Below are 18,523 nucleotides of genomic sequence, written 5' to 3' on the forward strand. Positions count from 1 at the left end.
TCGCCGCGTCCCGCATCGTGAACTCTGGCGGCCTCTCCGGAAACATGCGCCCCGTATCATTGCGCGCTTTGCGCCTGCCGTTCCTCCGCGGCCTTCCGTTCCCACTCCCCATGTCCTCCGGTCTCAATCTCGCGCAACAAGAAGCTGTCAACTACCTGCACGGCCCCTGCCTGGTGCTGGCGGGCGCGGGCTCGGGCAAGACGCGCGTCATCACGCACAAGATCGGGCGGCTGATCCAGGCCGGCCTGGAGCCCAAGCGCATTGCGGCCATCACCTTCACCAACAAGGCCGCGAGCGAAATGCGCGAACGCGCCAAGGGGCTGATCGGGCGCGAGGCGAAGCACGTGGTGATCTGCACCTTCCACGCGCTGGGCGTGCGCATGATGCGCGAGGACGGCGCGGTGCTGGGCCTGAAGCCGGCCTTCAGCATCCTGGACAGCGACGACGTCACCAAGATCCTCAAGGACGCGGGCGGCACCACCGACACCGCCACCGCGCGCATCTGGCAGTGGACCATCAGCAAGTGGAAGAACATGGGCCTGAACGCCGCGCAGGCGGAAGCCGCCGCGGCCGACGACAACGAGCGCATCACCGCGCGCATCATGGCGCGCTACGAAGAGCGGCTCACGGCCTACCAGAGCGTCGACTTCGACGACCTCATCGGCATGCCGCTCAAGCTGCTGCGCGATTTCGACGAGGTGCGCACCAAGTGGCAGGCCGCGCTGGGCCACATATTGGTGGACGAATACCAGGACACCAACGCCACGCAGTACGAAGTGCTGAAGGCGCTGGCCGGCGAGCGCGGGCGTTTCACCGCGGTGGGCGACGACGACCAGTCGATCTACGGCTGGCGCGGCGCCACGCTGGACAACCTGCGCAAGCTGCCGGTCGACTACCCGGCGCTGAAGGTCATCAAGCTCGAGCAGAACTACCGCTCCACCAGCGCGATCCTGCGCGCGGCCAACAACGTGATCGGCCCCAACCCCAAGCTGTTTCCGAAGACGCTGTTCTCCGAGCTCGGCGAAGGCGAGCCGGTGCGCGTGGTCGATGCCGACTCCGAGGCGCACGAGGCCGAGCGCGCGGTGGCGCGCATCGTCAGCCTGCGCGCGGGCGACACCGCCATCGAGGGCAAGCAGTACAAGGAGTTCCGCGACTTCGCCATCCTCTACCGCGCCAACCACCAGGCGCGCGTGTTCGAGCAGGCGCTGCGCAAGGCGCAGATTCCCTACAAGGTGTCGGGCGGCCAGAGCTTCTTCGACCGCGCCGAGATCAAGGACCTGTGCGGCTGGTTCCGCCTCTGGGTCAACAACGACGACGACCCGGCGTTCCTGCGCGCCATCACCACGCCCAAGCGCGGCATCGGCCACACCACGCTCGCGAGCCTGGGCACCTTTGCGAGCCAGTACAAGCTGAGCCTGTTCGAGGCGCTGTTCAGCCCGTCGCTGCCGAGCGTGATGCCCAAGCGCACGCTCGAGGGCATCCACGAGTTCGGCCGCTACATCAACGACCTCGAATACCGCGCGCGCCGCACCATGGGCGCGGAAGACTCGCGCACCTTCATGCTCGACTGGCTCAAGGAGATCGACTACGAGAAGCATCTCTACGACGGCGAGGACAGCGAACAGGCCGCGGCCGCGCGCTGGACCAACGTGATGGAATTCGTCGACTGGATGTCGCAGCGCGCCGGCGGCACCATCGACGACGCCTCGGGTGCCGACGGCAACATCGAGACCGAGCGCAAGAGCCTGCTCGAGGTGGCGCAGACCATCTCGCTGCTGTCGACCATCAGCGAGCGCGAGCAGGACCAGAACGTGGTCACGCTGTCCACGCTGCATGCCTCCAAGGGCCTCGAATGGCCGCACGTGATGCTGATCGGCGTGACCGAAGGCCTGCTGCCCTTCAAGCTCGAGGACGACAACGGCCGCCAGCTCCAGGTGAGCGACGACACGCTGCAGCGGCTGCAGGAAGAGCGCCGCCTGATGTACGTGGGCATCACGCGCGCGCAGCGCAGCCTGGCCGTGAGCTGGACCAAGAAGCGCAAGCAGGGCCGCGAGATGGTGCCCTGCGTGCCGAGCCGCTTCATCGCCGAGATGGGCCTGGACAAGGCCACCACCCGCGAAGACCCGCGCGAGAAGCTCAAGGCGCTGCGCGCCGAGTTCGCGCGCAAGGCACAGGACAGCGCGGCCGCCAAGGCCGCGGCTGCGGCGGCGCCATGAAGAGGCTGCTGCCCGCCTTTCTTGCGGCGCTTCTTGCCGCCACCGGCTGCGCCACGGCAACGCAGGGCGGCGGCGGCGACTGCCCCGCCGATGCGCGCGAGCTGCCGCTGCAGTCGCTCTACGGCCACTGGGAGGCGCGCTTCGACGGCACTCCCGCCGCGGCCGCCGTGCAGCTCGGCAGGCACCCCGACTACGCCGGCGTGCGCGGCACCATCACGCGCCCCGCACACGGCGGTGCCCAGCCGACGGTGGCGCAGCTCGCGGGCGACGTCGACGACGATGGCGCCCTCTCCATCGACGAATCGCTGGACGGCCGCGCGATCAGCGGCGTCTGGGCCGGCACCCTGCAACCGGGCTCCTGCGGCCGGGAATTCAGGGGCACGTGGCGCAACGCCGCGGACGAAAGCACGCATCCGTTCGTGCTGAACAAAAAGGGAGGGATGCAAGGAAACCAATGACCCAACGAACACACGCCATCTTCTCCGTCTCCCGGCTGGCGGCCCTCGCGGCCTGCCTGGGCGGCACCGCTGCCGCGCATGCGCAGGCCACGGACCAGCCGCGCAGCCCGCTGGCCGACGCGCAGCTGACGTGGCAGCAATGCGCCGCGCTCGGCAACAGCAACGAAGCGCGCCTGGCCTGCTTCGACCGCTGGGCGCAGCAGCAGACGCTGCCTTCGGTCTCGGTGCCCGTGGCGCCGCCGGTGCTGGCCAGCACGCAGCCGGCGCCGCCGGTGGACGCCGCTATACCGGCCACGCGCGTGATCTCGGTCGGCACCAGCGAAGGCTGCCGCGACCGCCAGTACTCGGCGCTGTCGCGCTTCTGGGAACTGGAGAACGGCACCGACTGCGGCACCTTCGGCTTCCGCGGCTACCGGCCGCTGAACGTGTCGGCCTCGGCCGCCACCAGCCGGCCCGACACGCCCACCTCGCCCTCGGAGGGCCATACCGGCACGCCCGTGGCCTACCAGGCCAACGAGATGCGCATCGGCCTGTCGGTGCGCACCAAGATCGCCCAGGGCCTGCTCACGCAGAACGAACCGGCCAAGAAGGACTCGCTGTGGTTCGCGTACTCGCAGCAGTCGACCTGGCAGCTGTTCAACGGCTCGATCTCGCGGCCGTTCCGCACCACCGACCACGAGCCCGAGCTGATGTATGTCTATCCGCTGGACTTCGCCCTGCCCGGCGGCTGGCGCTGGCGCTATGCGGGCGTGGGCGTGGTGCACCAGTCGAACGGCCAGAGCCTGCCGCTGTCGCGCAGCTGGAACCGCGTCTACCTGATGGGCGGCGCCGAGCTGGGCGACCGCTTCACCATCACCGGGCGCATCTGGCAGCGCATGTCGGAAGAGGCCGCGAAGGACGACAACCCCGACATCTCCAACTACATCGGCCGCGCCGAGCTCACGGGCCGCTGGAACTTCAACCGCGACAACACGCTGGGCCTCACCGTGCGCAACAACCTGCGCGACAGCGGCCGCGGTTCGGTGCGGCTCGAATGGCTCAAGGCCATCGGCGATCCGGCCACGAGCAACCTGCGCTTCCATACGCAGCTGTTCCACGGCTACGGCGACACGCTGGTCGACTACAACCGCAAGCGCACCGTGCTCAGCATCGGCCTGAGCCTGGTGGACTTCTGACTTTTCCAGGCCACGCCATGACCCACGACCTGCCTTCCGTCGACGCCACGCAGCGCGAGATCATCGCGGCGCTGCACGTCGCGCCCGTCTTCGACGCCGCCGCGGAAATCGAGCGGCGCACCGCCTTTCTCGCGGACTACCTGCGGGGCACCGGCCTCAGGGCGCTGGTGCTGGGCATCAGCGGCGGCGTCGATTCGCTGACGGCCGGCTGCCTCGCGCAGCGCGCCGTCGAGAAGCTGCGCGCCGAGGGCTACGGCGCCACCTTCATCGCGATGCGCCTGCCCTACGGCGTGCAGAAGGACGAGCACGAGGCGCAGGCCTCGCTCGCGGTGATCCGGCCCGACCGCATCCTGACCGTCGACATCCGCCCCGCGGCCGACGGCATGCTCGCGGCGCTCAAGAAGGGCGACCTGGCCTTCCGCGATGCGGCGCATGAAGACTTCGTGCTCGGCAACATCAAGGCGCGCCAGCGCATGATCGCGCAGTTCGCGGTGGCCGGTGCGCACGACGGCATCGTCATCGGCACCGACCATGCGGCCGAGGCGCTGATGGGCTTCTTCACCAAGTTCGGCGACGGCGCGGCCGACGTGACGCCGCTCAGCGGCCTCGACAAGCGCCGCGTGCGCGCCCTCGCGCAGCGGCTCGGCGCCCCCGACGCGCTGGTGTTCAAGGTGCCCACGGCGGACCTCGAATCGCTGGTGCCGGGCAAGCCCGACGAAGACGCCTTCGGCGTGAGCTACGAGCAGATCGACGATTTCCTCGAAGGCAAGCCGGTGGCCGCCGCGGCGCGCGAGATCATTCTTGCCACGCATCGCAAGAGCGCCCACAAGCGCGCGCTGCCGGTGGAGCCGCCGCACCCGGCCTAGCTTTCCAGGCCGGCTCTGCGGGGCCCCACGCGGGTTCTACGCGGCCTTGAACCGAGGCGGCTCCAGCAACCGTTCGAGCAGCGCCGAGAGCTTGTCGACATCGACCGGCTTCGTCAGGTGGGCCCGGAAGCCGGCCTCCAGGCTGGTTTCCCTGTCGCTGGCCTGACCGTAGCCGGTGACGGCAATCAGCGGCGGCGGGTTGACCATCTCGGCGCGCACGCGGCGGGCGACTTCATGGCCGCTCAGGTCGGGCAGGCCGATGTCCAGCAGCACCACGTCCGGGTCCTGCGCCTTCACCGCCTCGATGGCAGCCAGCCCGCCATGCACGACGCTGGATTTGTAGCCCAGCGCCTCCAGCAGCATCGCCATGGTCTCGGCCGCGTCCACGTTGTCGTCCACCACCAGCACGCGCTGCTCGCCCACCGGCCGCGGCTGCGCCTCGAGCATGGCGACCGGCGCCTGGGTGGTCGGGAACTGCACCACGAATTCGCTGCCCTCGCCCGGCCGGCCGGTGCTGAACGCGCTGACGCGCCCGCCGTGCAGCGTGGTGAGCTGCTGCACGAGGCTGAGCCCCAGGCCGAGGCCGCCCTGCGTCCTGGCCAGGTTCTGCTCGCCCTGCACGAACAGGTCGAAGATCCGCTGCAGGTCCTGCGGCGGTATGCCGGGCCCGTCGTCGCGCACGCTGATGTCCGCATCCGCTGCGGTCCGCGAGAGCGACACGTGGATGTTGCCGCCGTTCCCGGTGAACTTGGCGGCGTTGTGGACCAGGTTGCTGACGATCTGGATGACGCGCGCACTGTCTCCGGCGATCCAGGGGTCGGCGTCCTGCGTCTGCAGGTGCAGGGTCTGCGACTTGCCGTCGATCAGCGGGCGCACCGCCTCGATGGCCTCGGCGATGGCATCGCGCAGGCGAACCGGCTTGTTCTCGAGCTGGATCTTGCCGCTGGTGATGCGGCCGACGTCGAGCAGGTCGTCCACCAGCCGGGTGATCTGGCGCAGCTGCCGGCCGATGATGTCGCGGGTGTGCACGAGCGCGGCCGACTCCGCCTTCTCCCGCTTGAGGAGCTCGAGCGCGTTGGAGATCGGCGCCAGCGGATTGCGCAGTTCGTGCCCGAGCATCGCAAGGAAGTTCGTCACGCGGCGCCCCTCGTCCTCGAGCGCGGTCACGCGGCGGCGCTCCGTGAGGTCGCGCGTGACCTTGGCAAAGCCGCGGTGCCTGCCGGTGGCATCGTGCAGCGCGGTGATCACCACGCTGGCCCAGAACCGGCTGCCGTCCTTGCGGATGCGCCAGCCCTCGTCCTCGAAGCGGCCGTCGCGCAGCGCGTTGCGCAGCGCCTGCTGGGGCCAGCCGCTGGCGGCGACCTCCGGCGGATAGAACCTGGAGAAGTGCTGCCCGATGATCTCCGAGGCCTCGTAGCCCTTGTTCTTCTGCGCGCCGAGATTCCAGCTCACGACGTGGCCACCCGGGTCGAGCATGAAGATCGCATAGTCCTTCACGCCCTCGACCAAGAGCCGGAAGCGCTCCTCGCTCATGCGCAGCATCTCGTCCTGGCGGCGGATCTCGCTGCGGTCCCGGGTGATCAGCGAGAAGCCGCGGACTTCTCCGCCCGCGCCGGGGATCCGCGTGATGACCACGCTGGCCCAGAAGCGCGTGCCGTCGCTGCGCAGGCGCCAGCCCTCTTCCTCCAGGCGGCCATCGCGGCGCGCCGTTTCGAGTGCCTGCTCCGGCCGGTTCTGCTCGATCAGCTCGGTCGGATAGAAAAGCGAGAAGTGCCGCCCCAGGACGTCGGGGGCGTCGTATCCCTTGAGTTGGCGGGCGCCCTCGTTCCAGCTGATGACGATGCCGCCAGGATCGAGGACGATGATGGCGTAGTCGGTGACCGAGTCGACCATCAGCCTGAAATCGGCGTCGGTCAGAGTGCGTTGGTTCAGGGGTGCACTCCCAGCGCCGTGATCTGCCATTGCTCTTTTTCCCTTCAGTGGCCGCGCGATCGATGCCACGGCGCGCGGTGTCCGCCATGAAACGGTGGTGCCAATTTAGGCCAGCAATGGTTACTTTTCGCGTAGGACAAGGTCCAGATTGCACGCTGGAGGCGCGGCCCTGCGGGCCTCAGGCGCTCGAAGGCTCTTCGCGCGGCCACGACGCGCCGCCGGGTTTTGCAGACCGGGGCGGCGCCATCATGAAGCGGTTCTTTCCTTCTTTCTTGGCCGCATAGAGCGCGGTGTCGGCACGCACGAACAAGGACGCGAAGTCCTCGTCGTCCTCCGAGACCGCGACGCCGATGCTGGTGGTGGCCTGCAGCGTGCGGCCGGGCAGGTGGAAAGCCGGCCGCATGGCGGCCAGCACCTTGCCGGCCACCACCTGCGCCTCGGCGGCGCCGCTGGCACCTTCGAGAAGGATCACGAACTCGTCGCCCGCGTAGCGCGCCGCCATGTCGGTCTCGCGCACGCTCTCCCTGAGCCGGCGGCCGAATTCCCGCAGCACCGCATCGCCCGCCGCATGGCCCAGCGAATCGTTGATCGTCTTGAAGTAGTCGATGTCCAGGAACAGCAGGCAGACCGGCAGGCCGGCGCGCCGGGACCTGGCCATGGCGTCGCGCGCATGCTCCTCGAACGAGCGGCGGTTGGGCAGGCCGGTGAGCGCGTCCTCGCGCGCCAGGGCATCGAGCTTCATCTGCTTTTGCTTGAGCTCGGTGACGTCGTTCGACAGGATGTACAGCCCGGTGACCGCGCCTTGCGCGGTGCGCTGGGGCAGATAGGTGGTCTGCAAGGTCCGCTCGCCGATCAGCAGGCGGGCGGTCTGCTCGAAGGACACCACCTCGCCCGCGAATGCCCGCGCCAGCAGCGGCCTGCGGATTTCGTAGTGCGCCTCGCCGATGGCCTCGTGGACGGGGCGGTTCGCCATCGCCTCCGGCGAGACGCCGAGCCAGGCCTGGTACTTGCCGTTGCAGAAGACCACGCGTTCCTCGAGATCCAGTTCGGCAAGAAGCGCCGGCACGTTGTCGGTCAGCCCGCGCAGGCGCCGCTCGCTTTCGGCGCTGTGCATCTCGGCCTGCTTGCGCTTGCTCACGTCGAAGGTCATCACGTAGTAGCCGGCCAATGTGCCGTCCTCGCGGATGTCGGGCGCCAGGTGGCATTCGAAGAAGCCCGGCTTGCCGTTGCGCTCGTAGGTGCCTTCGGTGCGCGTCGGCGTTCCGGCGAGCACCTTGGCGATGCCCGGCACGAGCTGCCGGTAGACGTGGTCGGGCAGCGACTCCTGCATGGTCATGCGCCCGATGTCAGCCACGGTCCTGCCGCGCATGCCGAGGCCGGCCTTGTTCGCGAACAGGCAGCGCTGGCTGCTGTCGAAGTAGGCAACCACGGCCGGCAGGTTGTCGGTCACGTCACGCAGGAATCTCTCGCTGGCGGCCAGCTTCTCGTTGGCGGCCTGCCGCTCCGTCATCAGCAGGTCGAAGGTCCGCGAGAGATCGCCGACCTCGTCGTCCGGCGGCGCCTCCCGCATGGGCGCATAGGCGCTGGCGGCGCGCGAGACCTGCATGTGCTCGCGCAGGCGCGACAGCGGTGCGAGCTGCGCCCGCGCGGTCATGAAGGCCAGCCCGCCGGCCAGCAGCGTCAGCAGCAGCGCGCCGGCCCAGGCGTAGCGCTCGACCCGCGCAATGCGCGCAAAGGCCTCGTCGCGCGGATACACCGCGCCCAGCACCCAGTTGGTCTGGCCGATGCGCTTGAAGGCGTAGAGCCCGTGCACGCCCTGCGAATCGGCCGCTTCGATGGCGCCCTCGAAGCCCGCGATGGCGCGCTCGATCGCGGGGTTGCGCGCGCCGCCGGCGTCCACGCGCTGAAGCAGCTTCGACTTGTCGGGATGGTCGATGACGATGCCATCGGCGTTCGTGATGAACATGTACCCGCTCTTGCCGAACTTCACATTGGCAAGCTCGCCCAGGAAGTTCTTTTCCTTGAGGTTGACGAAGGCCGAGATCACGTAGGCGACCTTGCCGCTGCGGTCGAGCACGGGCTCGGTCATGGCGATCTGCGCCAGGCCGCTCACGCGGTTGCGGAAGGGCTTGGAGATGACGCCCGCGCGGGCAGCGACCGTGCGCTGGAAATACTCGCGGTCCTTGATGTTGACCTTGCCGATCGGCTGCGTGCCGTTGAGGTTGGCCACCAGTTCGCCGTCCATGCCGGTGAGGGCCACGTTGTCGAACGCCTCCCTCAGCGCGCCGTGCTGCATGACCAGCTCCTGCAGTTCCCCGGGGCCGGCCAGGTTGCGGCTCTCGACGCCGTCGCCGAAGGTCTTGAGCAGGGTGCGCCGGCTCAGGAACTTCTGGTCCACCGCGCCGGCGATGGCGGAGATGCGTTCGAATTCCTCGCTCGCAATGGCCGCCTCCATGCTGCGCTTGAGGAAATAAAGCGCCGCGGCGGTGACGCCCATCGTCGTCAGGAAGACGATTGCCAGCACGCCCGCGGACAGGCGGGCGCGCAGGCTCAGGCGGGGGACGGCGGGGAATGGAAGGCGCATCGCAGTGGCCTGGTGAGCGCAGCCTGCGTTCAGCTCGCCATCTCGACATCCAGCTGGGCATCGAACTGGTCCAGCGGCACCGGCCTGCTGAACAGGTAGCCCTGGCACAGCATCGCGCCGTGCGCCTGGAGAAACTCGAACTGCTGCTGCGTCTCGACGCCCTCCGCCACGATCTCCAGGTCGAGGTTGCGGGCCATGCCGATGATGGCCTGGATGATCAGCTCGACCTTCGGATCGAGGCCGATGCTCTGCACGAAGAACTTGTCGACCTTGATCTGGTTCAGCGGCAGCTGGGTCATGTAGGAGAGCGACGAGAAGCCGGTGCCGAAGTCGTCCATGGAAAAGCGCACGCCCAGTGCCGCGAGCGCCTGCATCTTGCAGATCGTTTCGCTCACCTTGTCCTGCAGCAGGCTTTCGGTGAGCTCGAGCTCCAGCCGCGTCGGGTCGGCGCCGGTGCGCCGCAGCACGTCGCGCACGCGGTCCACGAAGTCGTCGGTGCGGAACTGGCGCGCGCTGACGTTCACCGCCAGCCGCAGGTGCCGGCGCCTCGCATCGTGGCTCCAGCGCTCGAGCTGGACGCAGGCCGTCTCCAGCACCCACATGCCGATCGGCACGATCAGCCCGGTTTCCTCCGCCAGCTCGATGAAGCCTCCGGGCTGCACCATGCCCCGCACCGGATGCTGCCAGCGGATCAGCACCTCGGCGGCCACCACGTGGCCATTGGAGGCCACCTGCGATTGGTAGTGCAGCACGAACTGCTCGCCCGCCAGCGCCGCGTGGAGCTCGCTCTCCAGCGTTGCGCGGGCCGTGATGGCGGTCTGCATCGAAGCCTCGAAGAAACGCAGCGCGTTGCCGCCCGCAGACTTGGCGTAGTACATCGCGATGTCCGCCTGCTTCAGCAGATCCTCCAGCGACTGCTGCGTGGCGCTGAACACCACGGCGCCGATGCTGCCGGTGCTGTGGTACTGGTGGTCCGCGAGCTGGAAAGTCCCGTTCAGCGCCGCGAGGATGGCCTCGCCCGCGGCATTGGCCTGCATCGCGGCAACGCCGGCGTCTTCGCTGAGGTTGTCCAGCAGCACCACGAATTCGTCGCCTCCGAGCCGCGCGACCGTGCCGCCTTCCTTCAGGCTGTCCTGCAGCCGCACGGCCACCTGCTTGAGCAGCTCATCGCCCGTGGCGTTCCCGAGCGCATCGTTGAGCGTCTTGAAAGCGTCCAGGTCCAGGAACAGCAGCGCGCCGTGGCGCGAGCGCCGCACGTTCGCGTCGATGGTGGCCTGCAGGCGGTGCAGCAGCAGCCGGCGGTTGGGCAGGCCCGTGAGGATGTCGTAGAAGGCCAGGTGCTCGATCTCGCGGGCGGCCAGCTTGCTCTCGGTGATGTCGCGCAGGATCACGATGAAGCGCGCGGCGGCGCCCTCGCCGATCACCTTGCGCGAGACCGAAATCTCGAACCACGTGACGCCCCGCGCCGTGCGGATCTCGAACTGCCGGCCGGTGGAAAAGCCGGTTTCGAAGGCATCGCGCAGCGCCACCATCACCTCGGCCGCGGCATTCGCCGGCAGCAGGTCCGACATCAGCTTGCCCACGGGCTCCCGCACCTTGAACGCGGGCCTGGGGCGGCGCGGCGAATGGAAGCTGTAGCAGCGGCCGTCGATGCCGGCGTCCATCAGCACGTCGGGCAAGGCATCCAGCGTGGCCTGCAGCTGCGCCTTGCCTTCGAGGATGTCCGCGACGTGGCGCTTCTTCTCGGTCACGTCGCGGTAGACGCACACCAGGCCGCCGTCGGGCGTGGGACTGTTCACCGCAACGATCACCTGCCCGTTCAGCAGCGTGATCTCCTGGTCGTTCTGCGTCAGCAGGTGGCGCGCGTTTTGCTCCACGATCTGCTGGAACGGCACCAGCGGCGCGAGCAGCGGCTGCGTCCAGGGAAAGAAGTCCACGAAGCGGCGGTTCCAGGTGACGACGCGGTCATTGGGATCGAGCAGCACGAAGCCGTCCACCATGGATTCGAGCGCCTGGTCCAGCGTGGCCTTGGAGCGCAGCAGCTCCGCGCGCGCGCGCCACTGCCGCCGCAGCTGCGCGAGCGCGAAGTAAGTGACGGCCAGGATCATCAGCGCGAAGGCCAGGGCCGCGGCCGCAACCACGTTGCGGTCCCTGCGCCAATCCTCGAGCGCGGACTCGAGCGGAATGCTCGCGACGATCAGCAGGCCCCGATGCAGCGTGGGCCGGGCCACCACGATGGCCGGAGCGCCGCTGAGCCGGGAATGCATGTGCCGGGGACGCCCGTCCGCCTGGTCGGTCAACGCGGGACTGATGGTGCGCCCCGCAAGGTCGTCGCGCGGCGGCATGCTGGCCAGCAGCAGCCCGCCTTCGCGCTCCAGCGTGACCTCGAGCCCCCTGATGTTGGCCCCTTGCGCAAGGATGGTGGTGAGCACCGAGACCTGCACTTCGGCCACCGCGACCAGCTTGCTGCCGTCCGCCAGCGTGAGGACGCGCGCAAGATGCAGCACCTGCTGGGAAGTCACCGGGCTGACCGAGGGCGTGCTGATCGACATCACCGGTCCCGGCCGGCCCAGGACCTCTTGCAGGAATCCGTCGGGCAGCTGGACCGCCAGCTTCGCTCCGCGCCGGTCGGAAGACCCGACCACCTGCCCCTCGGGCGTCAGGAAGGCGACGTAGCGCGCCAGCAGGCTCTGGCGAACGCTGGTTTCGACCAGTTGGACGGTCTCGGCTTGCGCAATGTCGCCTGCAATGGTGCTTCCGCTGGATTTGCGCAGGAACTGCCCCAGGCCCGCCAGCAGCGTGTTCGCCCCGAGCAGGCTGCGGTTGAGCGCAGCCTCCGAGGTGCCGATGAACCGCACGGCCTGGGCCTCGCTGTCGGCAATCTCCTTCTGGTACATCTGCCATGCCATCAGCCCGGCAATGGCGAGCACGGCCGCGAGAAACAGCGCCGCAACGCCATAGACGAAGCCGGTGATGCGGCTGGGCACAGGCTTGTTCACTGCCCGACAGGAGCCTTGATTCCAGCAATGGGACCGACGGTCTGGTCCCACACCTCCGCGCACACGGCCCCGCAGCGCTGCACCCACCGGCTCAGCACGCTGGTGGCGAAGATCTCGCGCCGGCGCCGTTCGTCATCCGCGGATGGGCGCGCCTCGACCATCGTGCCCTTGGTGCCCTTCATGCAGGTCGCGGCGCCCGTGTTGCATGCAATGCCGTTGCCGGTGTCGCGCTCCGACTCGTTCCAGACCGCGGCCTCGAGTTTCGGCAGTTCGGCTTTCAACAGGGCCTTCAGGTCCGCAGGCAGCGCGTTCCAGGCATCCGTGTTGGCGCCGAAGACGGCCAGGCCCCAGTTGATGGGCATGGTGTAGAGCGAATTCGTCATCTTGTGCAGGCCCAGCGTGTTGCCGGACATCGCACCGGTGATGGCGCATTCGGTGTTCTCCGAATTCATGTTCGCCATGATCTCTGAAAATTCAGTGAAGACGGGCACGCCGTTGAGCGCGCGGATGAAGTCGGCCTGGCTGCTGCCCGACACGCGGACGCGCCGCCCCGCCAGGTCCGAAAGCCGCGTCACGGCCCGCTTGCAGAAGATCACCTGGGCGGGGTAGACGTACACCGCGAGAAGCTCGACGCCATGGCGTTCGCGCAGCGTCTTCTCCAGGTAAGGCCGAAAGGCTGCGACCACCCGCCGCATCGTGGGCATGTCGGGGTTCAGCCCGGCGATGTCGGGCGTGCCCAGTTCGGGGTACTCGTTGCTGACCTGGCTGAGCAGCGCGGTGCCGAACGGAATGACGCCCAGCCGCATGAGGTTGAGCATTTCCTGCCCCGGAACGCCGGCCTGGTTGAACGGCACGATGCTCGCGCTGTACTTTCCGCCGCTCAGGCGGCGCAGGTCCTGGCTCCAGAAGCGCTCTTCATGCAGCGTGTACTGGCTCACGCTCGCCAGCCCGCCCACGATCCGAAGCCCTTGCGCAGGCGCCGGCTGCTGAGCCTTGCTGTTCGTTGCAGCGAAAGCAAGAAAAAGAACGGCAACATGCGTCCAGAGCACGCGTCGCCAAGCGGAAGAAACTTCGCCGGACCTCATGGCCCGGATCATGATGCCGAATTGGGCCTTAAGTCACAATTTTTTTACAAAAACGCCGATTCTGGCGCCCGTTGGCCCGAATCGCCAAGGCACGTTGCGTACAGGGCACAGGAATACCATCCACAAGGCCCCGATTCCCGGCCCATCCACCCAGATTCCAGACCGATGCCAGCGCCCGAGCTTTCCAGCCGCCAACTGCGCGCGTTCACGGCCTTGGCCGAGCAGCGCAACTTCACGCGCGCCGCGCAGACCTGCCACTTGTCGCAGCCCGCGTTCAGTGCACTGATCCGTACGCTCGAGGAAACGCTGGGCGCGCGGCTGTTCGACCGCGACACGCGCAGCGTGCAGCTCACGCCCGAGGGCCGGCTGTTCGAACCCTCGGCGCGGCGGCTGCTGGACGACATGCAGGGCGCCATCGGCGACCTGGCCGACCATGCCCAGCGGCGCAAGGGCCGCGTCAGCGTGGCGGCCCTGCCCTCCCTGGCGGCGGGCCGGCTGCCGGCCATATTGGCGGAGTTCATGCAGGCATGGCCCGGCATCACGGTCGAGCTGCACGATGCGCTGTCGGACGCCTGCATTGCCCAGCTGCGCAGCCACCAGGCGGATTTCGCGCTGGCGGCAACGGGTGCCGGCGCGGCCGCGGCCAGCGACCTGCGCGGACGCAAGCTCTGCGGCGACCGCTTCCACCTGGTCTGCCGCAAGGACCATCCGCTCGCCGGCGCCGCCAGGCTCACGGCACGGCAACTCGCGCCATGGCCCTTCATCCAGATGGCGCGCAACAGCAGCGTGCGCCAGTCGCTCGACGCCGCGCTGCATCCGCTGCGGCTCAATGCGGTGTTCGAGGTCGAGCACCTGGCCACGGTGATGGGGCTGGTCGAGGCCGGCATCGGCATCAGCGTGGTGCCGGAACTCACGCTCTTCCACTTCCGGCGCGAGACGCTGGTGACGCGGCCGCTGCCGCTGCCCGGCCTCACGCGCACCATCTACCTGGTGCAGCGCCGGGAGGGCAGCCTCTCGGTGGCGGCGCAGACGCTGCACGACCTGGTCCTCGAACGGCTGGGCACGCCGGCATGAAAAAACGGCCCGAAGGCCGTTTGCTTGCATGAAGGCAGCCTTGCGGCTGCGATCCATTCCTTACTTCTTGGCAGCCTTCTTGGCGGGTGCGGCCTTCTTGGCCGGTGCTGCCTTCTTGGCGGGCTTGGCTGCCGCGGCCTTGTCGGCCTTGCGCTTTGCAGCCTTGGGGTCGATGGCGGCCTTGAACGCAGCGCCCGGCACGAACTTGGGCACCTTCTGCGCGGCGATCTTGATCTTGGCGCCGGCTTGCGGGTTGAAGCCGGTGCGTGCGGCGCGCGCCACTTGCTTGAAGGTTCCGAAGCCGATGAGCTGCACGGGGTCGCCCTTCTTCACTGCGGCGACGATGGAGCCCGTGACGGTTTCCAGGATGCGGGCGGCTTCGGCCTTGCTGACGTTGTGGGCGGTGGCGATCTTCTCGACCAGTTCGATACGGTTCACTTGAAAAATTTCCTTTGGTTTGTTCTCGTCATGTTGCCAATGACGGCGCAGCGGCTGAGGCCGGCTGCAAGCGGCGCGGAGTGTAGCGCACGCGCGGACGCCCTCAGGCCGAGGCCTTGATGGCATCCGTCAAAAACCGCACGAAAGCCTTGCCTGCATCGGGCAATGAACGGCCTGCGAGCGTCTCGACTTCGAGGTGGCGCTCGTTCATCTCGCGGTCCTTCAGCGGAATGGCCACCAGCGCCTTCGACTTGAGCTGCGTGCGGATCGACAGCTCGCCATAGAAGGCGATGGTGCCGCCGCCCGCGGCCGCAAAGCTCACCAGCGCATTCGCATGGTTGCTCGACATGGCCTGCACGTACTGCAGCCCCTGCCGGCTGCAGCTGATGTCCAGCAGCTGCCGTATCGAGCTGTCCCGCGGCGGCAGGCCCAGCGGATAGGCCGCCACCTGGCGCAACGAGAGCTGCCGCTGCCCCGCCAGCGGATGGTCGCTCGCCATCACGGCGAGGATCGGGCTCGGGTGGCGCAGCTCGATCCGGATGCCGGGCTCGGGCACCGCGCTCAGCGTGATGCCCACGTCCGCTTCGCCGTCGCGGATGCGGCCGGGAATCTCGTGGGGCGGGCAGACCTCCAGGTGAAAGCGGATGCCTTCATGCTTCGCGCGAAAGCGCGAGATCAGCGTGGGAAGAAAGTCGAACGCGAAGCCCTCGGTGCTCGCCACGCGCACGCGCCCGCTGCGCAGGCCGCGCAGGCCCTGGATCTCGCCGGCCACGCGCTCGATGTCCTGCTGCACCCGCTTGGCATGCGCGGCCAGCAGTTCGCCGGCCGCATTGGGCACCATGCCGCGCGCGTGCCGGTCGAACAGCAGCGTGTCGAGTTCGCGCTCCAGGCGCGCCACCTGCCGGCTCACGGCCGAAGGCGCCACGTTGAGCTTGAGCGCCGCGTCCTTCACCGACCCGGTCCTGACCACCTCCAGGAAGTAGCGGACCGCGCTTTCCTGCAGCGTGTGAAGCGACATGTTTCTTCCTTGTGGCCGCGTGGCGACGCGCGTTTGTCGATTGCCGAATCGGCAATCCACAATTCTAAACATTGCGCTTGTGGCAGCGCGTTGCGACTCCTAGGATGAACCTGCATCCCCGCTCTGTCGTTCCTCCAGGAGTCCTTCATGAAACGCCTCCCCGCACTGGCCTGCATGGTGCTGCTGCTGTCCTGCCTCGGCCTCGCGCCCTTCGCGGCGCTGGCTGCCGACACCGGGTTTCCGTCGCGCCCGGTCACGCTCGTGATTCCCTTTCCGCCCGGCGGCGCCACCGACGTGAACGGCCGCGTGATTGCCCAGCGCCTGGGCAAGGAGCTCGGCCAGCCCGTGGTCATCGAGAACCGCGGCGGCGCCGGCACGGTGATTGGCGCGAGCTACGTTTCCAAGGCGGCGCCCGACGGCTATACGCTGCTGATCAGCTCGGGCACCACCTTCACGGTGAATCCCGCGATCCGCCCCAACCTGCCCTACGACCCGGTCAAGGGCTTCGAGCCGATCGGCCTGGCCGGGCGCGTGGGCCTCATCCTGCTGGCGAACAGCGAAGTGCCGGTGCAAACGGTCAAGCAGTTCGTCGACTACGTGAAAGCCTCGCCCGGAAAGTACTCGTATGCGTCCTACGGCACCGGCACCACCTCGCAGTTTGCCGGCGAGACCATCCTGCATGCCGCCGGCCTCAAGATGACGCACGTGCCCTACAAGGGCAGCGCCCCGGCCATGACCGACCTGATGGGCGGGCAGGTTCCGTTCAGCATCGACACCGTGAGCGCGGCCATTCCCCAGCTCAAGAGCGGCAAGATCAAGGCCATTGCCGTGACCACGGCCAAGCGCTCGACGCTGCTGCCCGACGTGCCCACCATGGCCGAGAGCGGCTACCCCGAAGTCAACACCGACACCTGGCTGGTGCTGGTGGCGCCGAAGGGCCTGCCGCCCGAGGTGAAGGCCAAGCTCGAAAAGGCGCTGGCCGCGACCATGGCCGATCCCGACACGCGCGCCAAGCTCAGTGCGCAGGGCCTGGAGCCGGGCTACAGCAATTCGGCCGCCGTGAGCGAGCTGATCGCCAAGGAATTGCCGCAGATGCGCGCCATCGCCGCGCGCGCCAACATCACATCAGATTGACGCCACTCGAAGCGACATGAGCACCCACACCGAATTGATCGAACAAACCGCCGTCGAACTGCGCCGGCTCATCGGCAGCAAGGCGGTTTCGCCGGTCGAGCTGCTCGAAGCCTGCATCGCGCGCATCGAGCGCGTGAACCCCTTCATCAACGCCGTGACCGCCACCTGCTTCGAGCGCGCGCGGGCCGAGGCCCGGGCGGCCGAGAGCGCCGTGATGCGCGGCGATGCGCTGGGGCTGCTGCACGGCCTGCCGCTCGGCGTGAAGGACCTCGAACCCACCGAAGGCCTGCTCACCACCTGGGGCTCCGCGATCTTCCGCGACCACGTGCCGCAGGAGGACATCGAGCTGGTGGCCCGCCTTCGCAGGGCCGGCGCCATCGTGGCGGGCAAGACCAACGTTCCCGAAATGGGCGCCGGTGCCAACTCGCGCAACGAGGTGTGGGGCGCCACCGGCAACCCCTTCAACCCGAACCTCAATGCCGGCGGTTCTTCCGGCGGCTCGGCCGCCGCGCTGGCCTGCGACATGCTGCCCGTGTGCACCGGCTCCGACACCGGCGGCTCGCTGCGCATTCCGGCCGCCAAGTGCGGCGTGGTGGGCTTCCGGCCTTCGCCGGGCATCGTGCCGAGCGTGCGCAAGCTGCTGGGCTGGACGCCGATCTCGGTCGTGGGTCCGATGGGCCGCACGGTGGAAGACGCCTGCCTGCAGATGGCCGCCTCCGCCGGCATGCACGCGGGCGATCCGCTGAGCTATCCGCTCGATCCGCTCGGCTTCCTGAAGCCGGCCGGCATCGACCTCAGCAACCTGCGCGTGGCGTGGACCGAAGACTTCGGCACCTGCGCGGTGGACGAAGGCATCCGCACCACCATGCGCAAGAAGATCGGCGCGATGCAGCACCTCTTCAAGCGCTGCGACAGGATCGAACTCGACCTCGGCGAAGCGCACCGCTGCTTCGACGTGCTGCGCGCCGAGGCCTTCGTGGCCGGCATGCATGCCGCCTACCAACGCGACCCAGCCAGCCTGGGCCCCAACTCCCGCGCCAACTACGAGATGGGCGCGCAGATGAGCCTGCTCGACAGCGCCTGGGCCCAGGCCGAGCAGACCCGGCTCATCAAGCGCTTCCAGGCCGCCTTCGCCGACTACGACCTGATCCTTTCGCCCACCACGCCGGTGTCGCCCTTTCCGTGGACGCAGCTCTATGCGGACACCATCAACGGCGAGAAGCAGGCCAACTACTACCGCTGGCTCGCGCTGACCTACGTGGTCACGCTGACCACGCATCCGGCGCTGGCGCTGCCCTGCGGCCTCGACCATGCGGGCATGCCCTTCGGGCTGCAGATCGTGGGCGCGTTCAGGGCCGACCACCAGGTGCTGGGCGCGGCGCACGCCATGGAAAAGGCCTTCGCGGCCGACGCGCAATTGCGCCGCCCGCGGCCCGACATCGCGTCGCTGCGCGCGGCCGAACCTGCGCTCAGGTCGATCGTCACGGCGCCGCCCGGTGCGGGCCGCAGCGCGCCCGCAGCCGCCACCTCCGCGGTCTGAGAAA

At 68.6% G+C, this 18,523-nt stretch carries 13 protein-coding genes; 7 read left to right on the forward strand and 6 right to left on the reverse strand.

Annotation, left to right across the window (positions count from 1 at the left end; genetic code table 11):
- Nucleotides 1–110: 110 nt before the first annotated feature.
- From VPA02S_RS09140 to nadE, 4 genes are read left to right on the forward strand one after another with little or no spacing between them, the layout of a single operon-like run.
- Nucleotides 111–2,216 carry an ATP-dependent helicase gene (locus VPA02S_RS09140; RefSeq protein WP_026283889.1) on the forward strand — a complete coding sequence of 702 codons (2,106 nt, stop codon included), beginning with the start codon at nt 111–113 and terminating at the stop codon, nt 2,214–2,216.
- Entirely contained in the window at nt 2,213–2,674 is a 462-nt protein-coding gene (locus VPA02S_RS09145; protein ID WP_012745874.1) for a hypothetical protein, read from the forward strand. Before VPA02S_RS09140 ends, VPA02S_RS09145 begins: the two co-directional genes overlap by 4 nt.
- Nucleotides 2,671–3,849, forward strand: a complete 1,179-nt coding sequence (locus VPA02S_RS09150; RefSeq protein ID WP_028254049.1) for a phospholipase A — start codon at nt 2,671–2,673, stop codon at nt 3,847–3,849. The genes VPA02S_RS09145 and VPA02S_RS09150 overlap by 4 nt, the downstream gene beginning before the upstream one ends.
- A gap of 17 nt (nt 3,850–3,866) precedes the next feature.
- Complete coding sequence (gene nadE, locus VPA02S_RS09155; protein ID WP_062363476.1) at nt 3,867–4,715, forward strand: NAD(+) synthase; 849 nt, start codon at nt 3,867–3,869, stop codon at nt 4,713–4,715.
- Nucleotides 4,716–4,751: 36 nt separating this feature from the next.
- On the opposite strand, the gene VPA02S_RS09160 is transcribed toward nadE, so the two are convergent.
- The 4 genes from VPA02S_RS09160 to VPA02S_RS09175 all read right to left on the reverse strand — a co-directional run bounded on the left by VPA02S_RS09160 (nt 4,752) and on the right by VPA02S_RS09175 (nt 13,327).
- A complete protein-coding gene (locus VPA02S_RS09160) occupies nt 4,752–6,677 on the reverse strand; it encodes a PAS domain-containing hybrid sensor histidine kinase/response regulator (RefSeq protein WP_018903793.1) in 1,926 nt (641 codons plus the stop codon).
- 148 nt (nt 6,678–6,825) lie between these two features.
- Nucleotides 6,826–9,231, reverse strand: a complete 2,406-nt coding sequence (locus VPA02S_RS09165) for a diguanylate cyclase domain-containing protein (protein ID WP_062363479.1) — start codon at nt 9,229–9,231, stop codon at nt 6,826–6,828.
- Nucleotides 9,232–9,260: 29 nt separating this feature from the next.
- Nucleotides 9,261–12,230 (reverse strand): bifunctional diguanylate cyclase/phosphodiesterase, encoded by a 2,970-nt coding sequence (locus tag VPA02S_RS09170; protein ID WP_012745869.1) that lies wholly within the window; start codon nt 12,228–12,230, stop codon nt 9,261–9,263.
- Nucleotides 12,227–13,327, reverse strand: a complete 1,101-nt coding sequence (locus VPA02S_RS09175; RefSeq protein WP_086012195.1) for a TRAP transporter substrate-binding protein — start codon at nt 13,325–13,327, stop codon at nt 12,227–12,229. The genes VPA02S_RS09170 and VPA02S_RS09175 overlap by 4 nt, the downstream gene beginning before the upstream one ends.
- Before the next feature lie 153 nt (nt 13,328–13,480).
- On the opposite strand from VPA02S_RS09175, the gene VPA02S_RS09180 reads away from it, so the two are divergent.
- A complete protein-coding gene (locus VPA02S_RS09180; protein ID WP_012745867.1) occupies nt 13,481–14,389 on the forward strand; it encodes a LysR family transcriptional regulator in 909 nt (302 codons plus the stop codon).
- Between the two features lie 60 nt (nt 14,390–14,449).
- On the opposite strand, the gene VPA02S_RS09185 is transcribed toward VPA02S_RS09180, so the two are convergent.
- Both VPA02S_RS09185 and VPA02S_RS09190 read right to left on the reverse strand, forming a co-directional pair.
- A complete protein-coding gene (locus VPA02S_RS09185; RefSeq protein ID WP_012745866.1) occupies nt 14,450–14,827 on the reverse strand; it encodes an HU family DNA-binding protein in 378 nt (125 codons plus the stop codon).
- A gap of 103 nt (nt 14,828–14,930) precedes the next feature.
- Complete coding sequence (locus VPA02S_RS09190) at nt 14,931–15,845, reverse strand: LysR family transcriptional regulator (RefSeq protein WP_012745865.1); 915 nt, start codon at nt 15,843–15,845, stop codon at nt 14,931–14,933.
- Between the two features lie 147 nt (nt 15,846–15,992).
- Here VPA02S_RS09190 and VPA02S_RS09195 point away from each other — a divergent pair, with 147 nt between their 5' ends.
- Nucleotides 15,993–16,979: a Bug family tripartite tricarboxylate transporter substrate binding protein gene (locus tag VPA02S_RS09195; protein WP_012745864.1), complete on the forward strand. Its 987-nt coding sequence runs from the start codon at nt 15,993–15,995 to the stop codon at nt 16,977–16,979.
- Nucleotides 16,980–16,995: 16 nt separating this feature from the next.
- Nucleotides 16,996–18,519, forward strand: coding sequence for an amidase (locus VPA02S_RS09200; RefSeq protein ID WP_012745863.1), 1,524 nt, complete (start codon nt 16,996–16,998; stop codon nt 18,517–18,519).
- The last annotated feature ends 4 nt before the right edge of the window (nt 18,520–18,523 follow it).

The sequence above is a fragment of the Variovorax paradoxus NBRC 15149 genome, from assembly GCF_001591365.1.
Taxonomy (GTDB): Bacteria; Pseudomonadota; Gammaproteobacteria; order Burkholderiales; family Burkholderiaceae_C; genus Variovorax; species Variovorax paradoxus.

Excerpts from the sequence above, each read along its gene's own strand:
- VPA02S_RS09190 (WP_012745865.1), bottom strand. The coding sequence starts at position 15,845 with ATGTCGCTTCACACGCTGCAGGAAAGCGCGGTCCGCTACTTCCTGGAG.
- VPA02S_RS09165 (WP_062363479.1), bottom strand. The coding sequence starts at position 9,231 with ATGCGCCTTCCATTCCCCGCCGTCCCCCGCCTGAGCCTGCGCGCCCGC.
- nadE (WP_062363476.1), top strand. The coding sequence starts at position 3,867 with ATGACCCACGACCTGCCTTCCGTCGACGCCACGCAGCGCGAGATCATC.
- VPA02S_RS09180 (WP_012745867.1), top strand. The coding sequence starts at position 13,481 with ATGCCAGCGCCCGAGCTTTCCAGCCGCCAACTGCGCGCGTTCACGGCC.
- VPA02S_RS09175 (WP_086012195.1), bottom strand. The coding sequence starts at position 13,327 with ATGATCCGGGCCATGAGGTCCGGCGAAGTTTCTTCCGCTTGGCGACGC.
- VPA02S_RS09145 (WP_012745874.1), top strand. The coding sequence starts at position 2,213 with ATGAAGAGGCTGCTGCCCGCCTTTCTTGCGGCGCTTCTTGCCGCCACC.
- VPA02S_RS09160 (WP_018903793.1), bottom strand. The coding sequence starts at position 6,677 with ATGGCAGATCACGGCGCTGGGAGTGCACCCCTGAACCAACGCACTCTG.
- VPA02S_RS09200 (WP_012745863.1), top strand. The coding sequence starts at position 16,996 with ATGAGCACCCACACCGAATTGATCGAACAAACCGCCGTCGAACTGCGC.
- VPA02S_RS09140 (WP_026283889.1), top strand. The coding sequence starts at position 111 with ATGTCCTCCGGTCTCAATCTCGCGCAACAAGAAGCTGTCAACTACCTG.
- VPA02S_RS09195 (WP_012745864.1), top strand. The coding sequence starts at position 15,993 with ATGAAACGCCTCCCCGCACTGGCCTGCATGGTGCTGCTGCTGTCCTGC.
- VPA02S_RS09150 (WP_028254049.1), top strand. The coding sequence starts at position 2,671 with ATGACCCAACGAACACACGCCATCTTCTCCGTCTCCCGGCTGGCGGCC.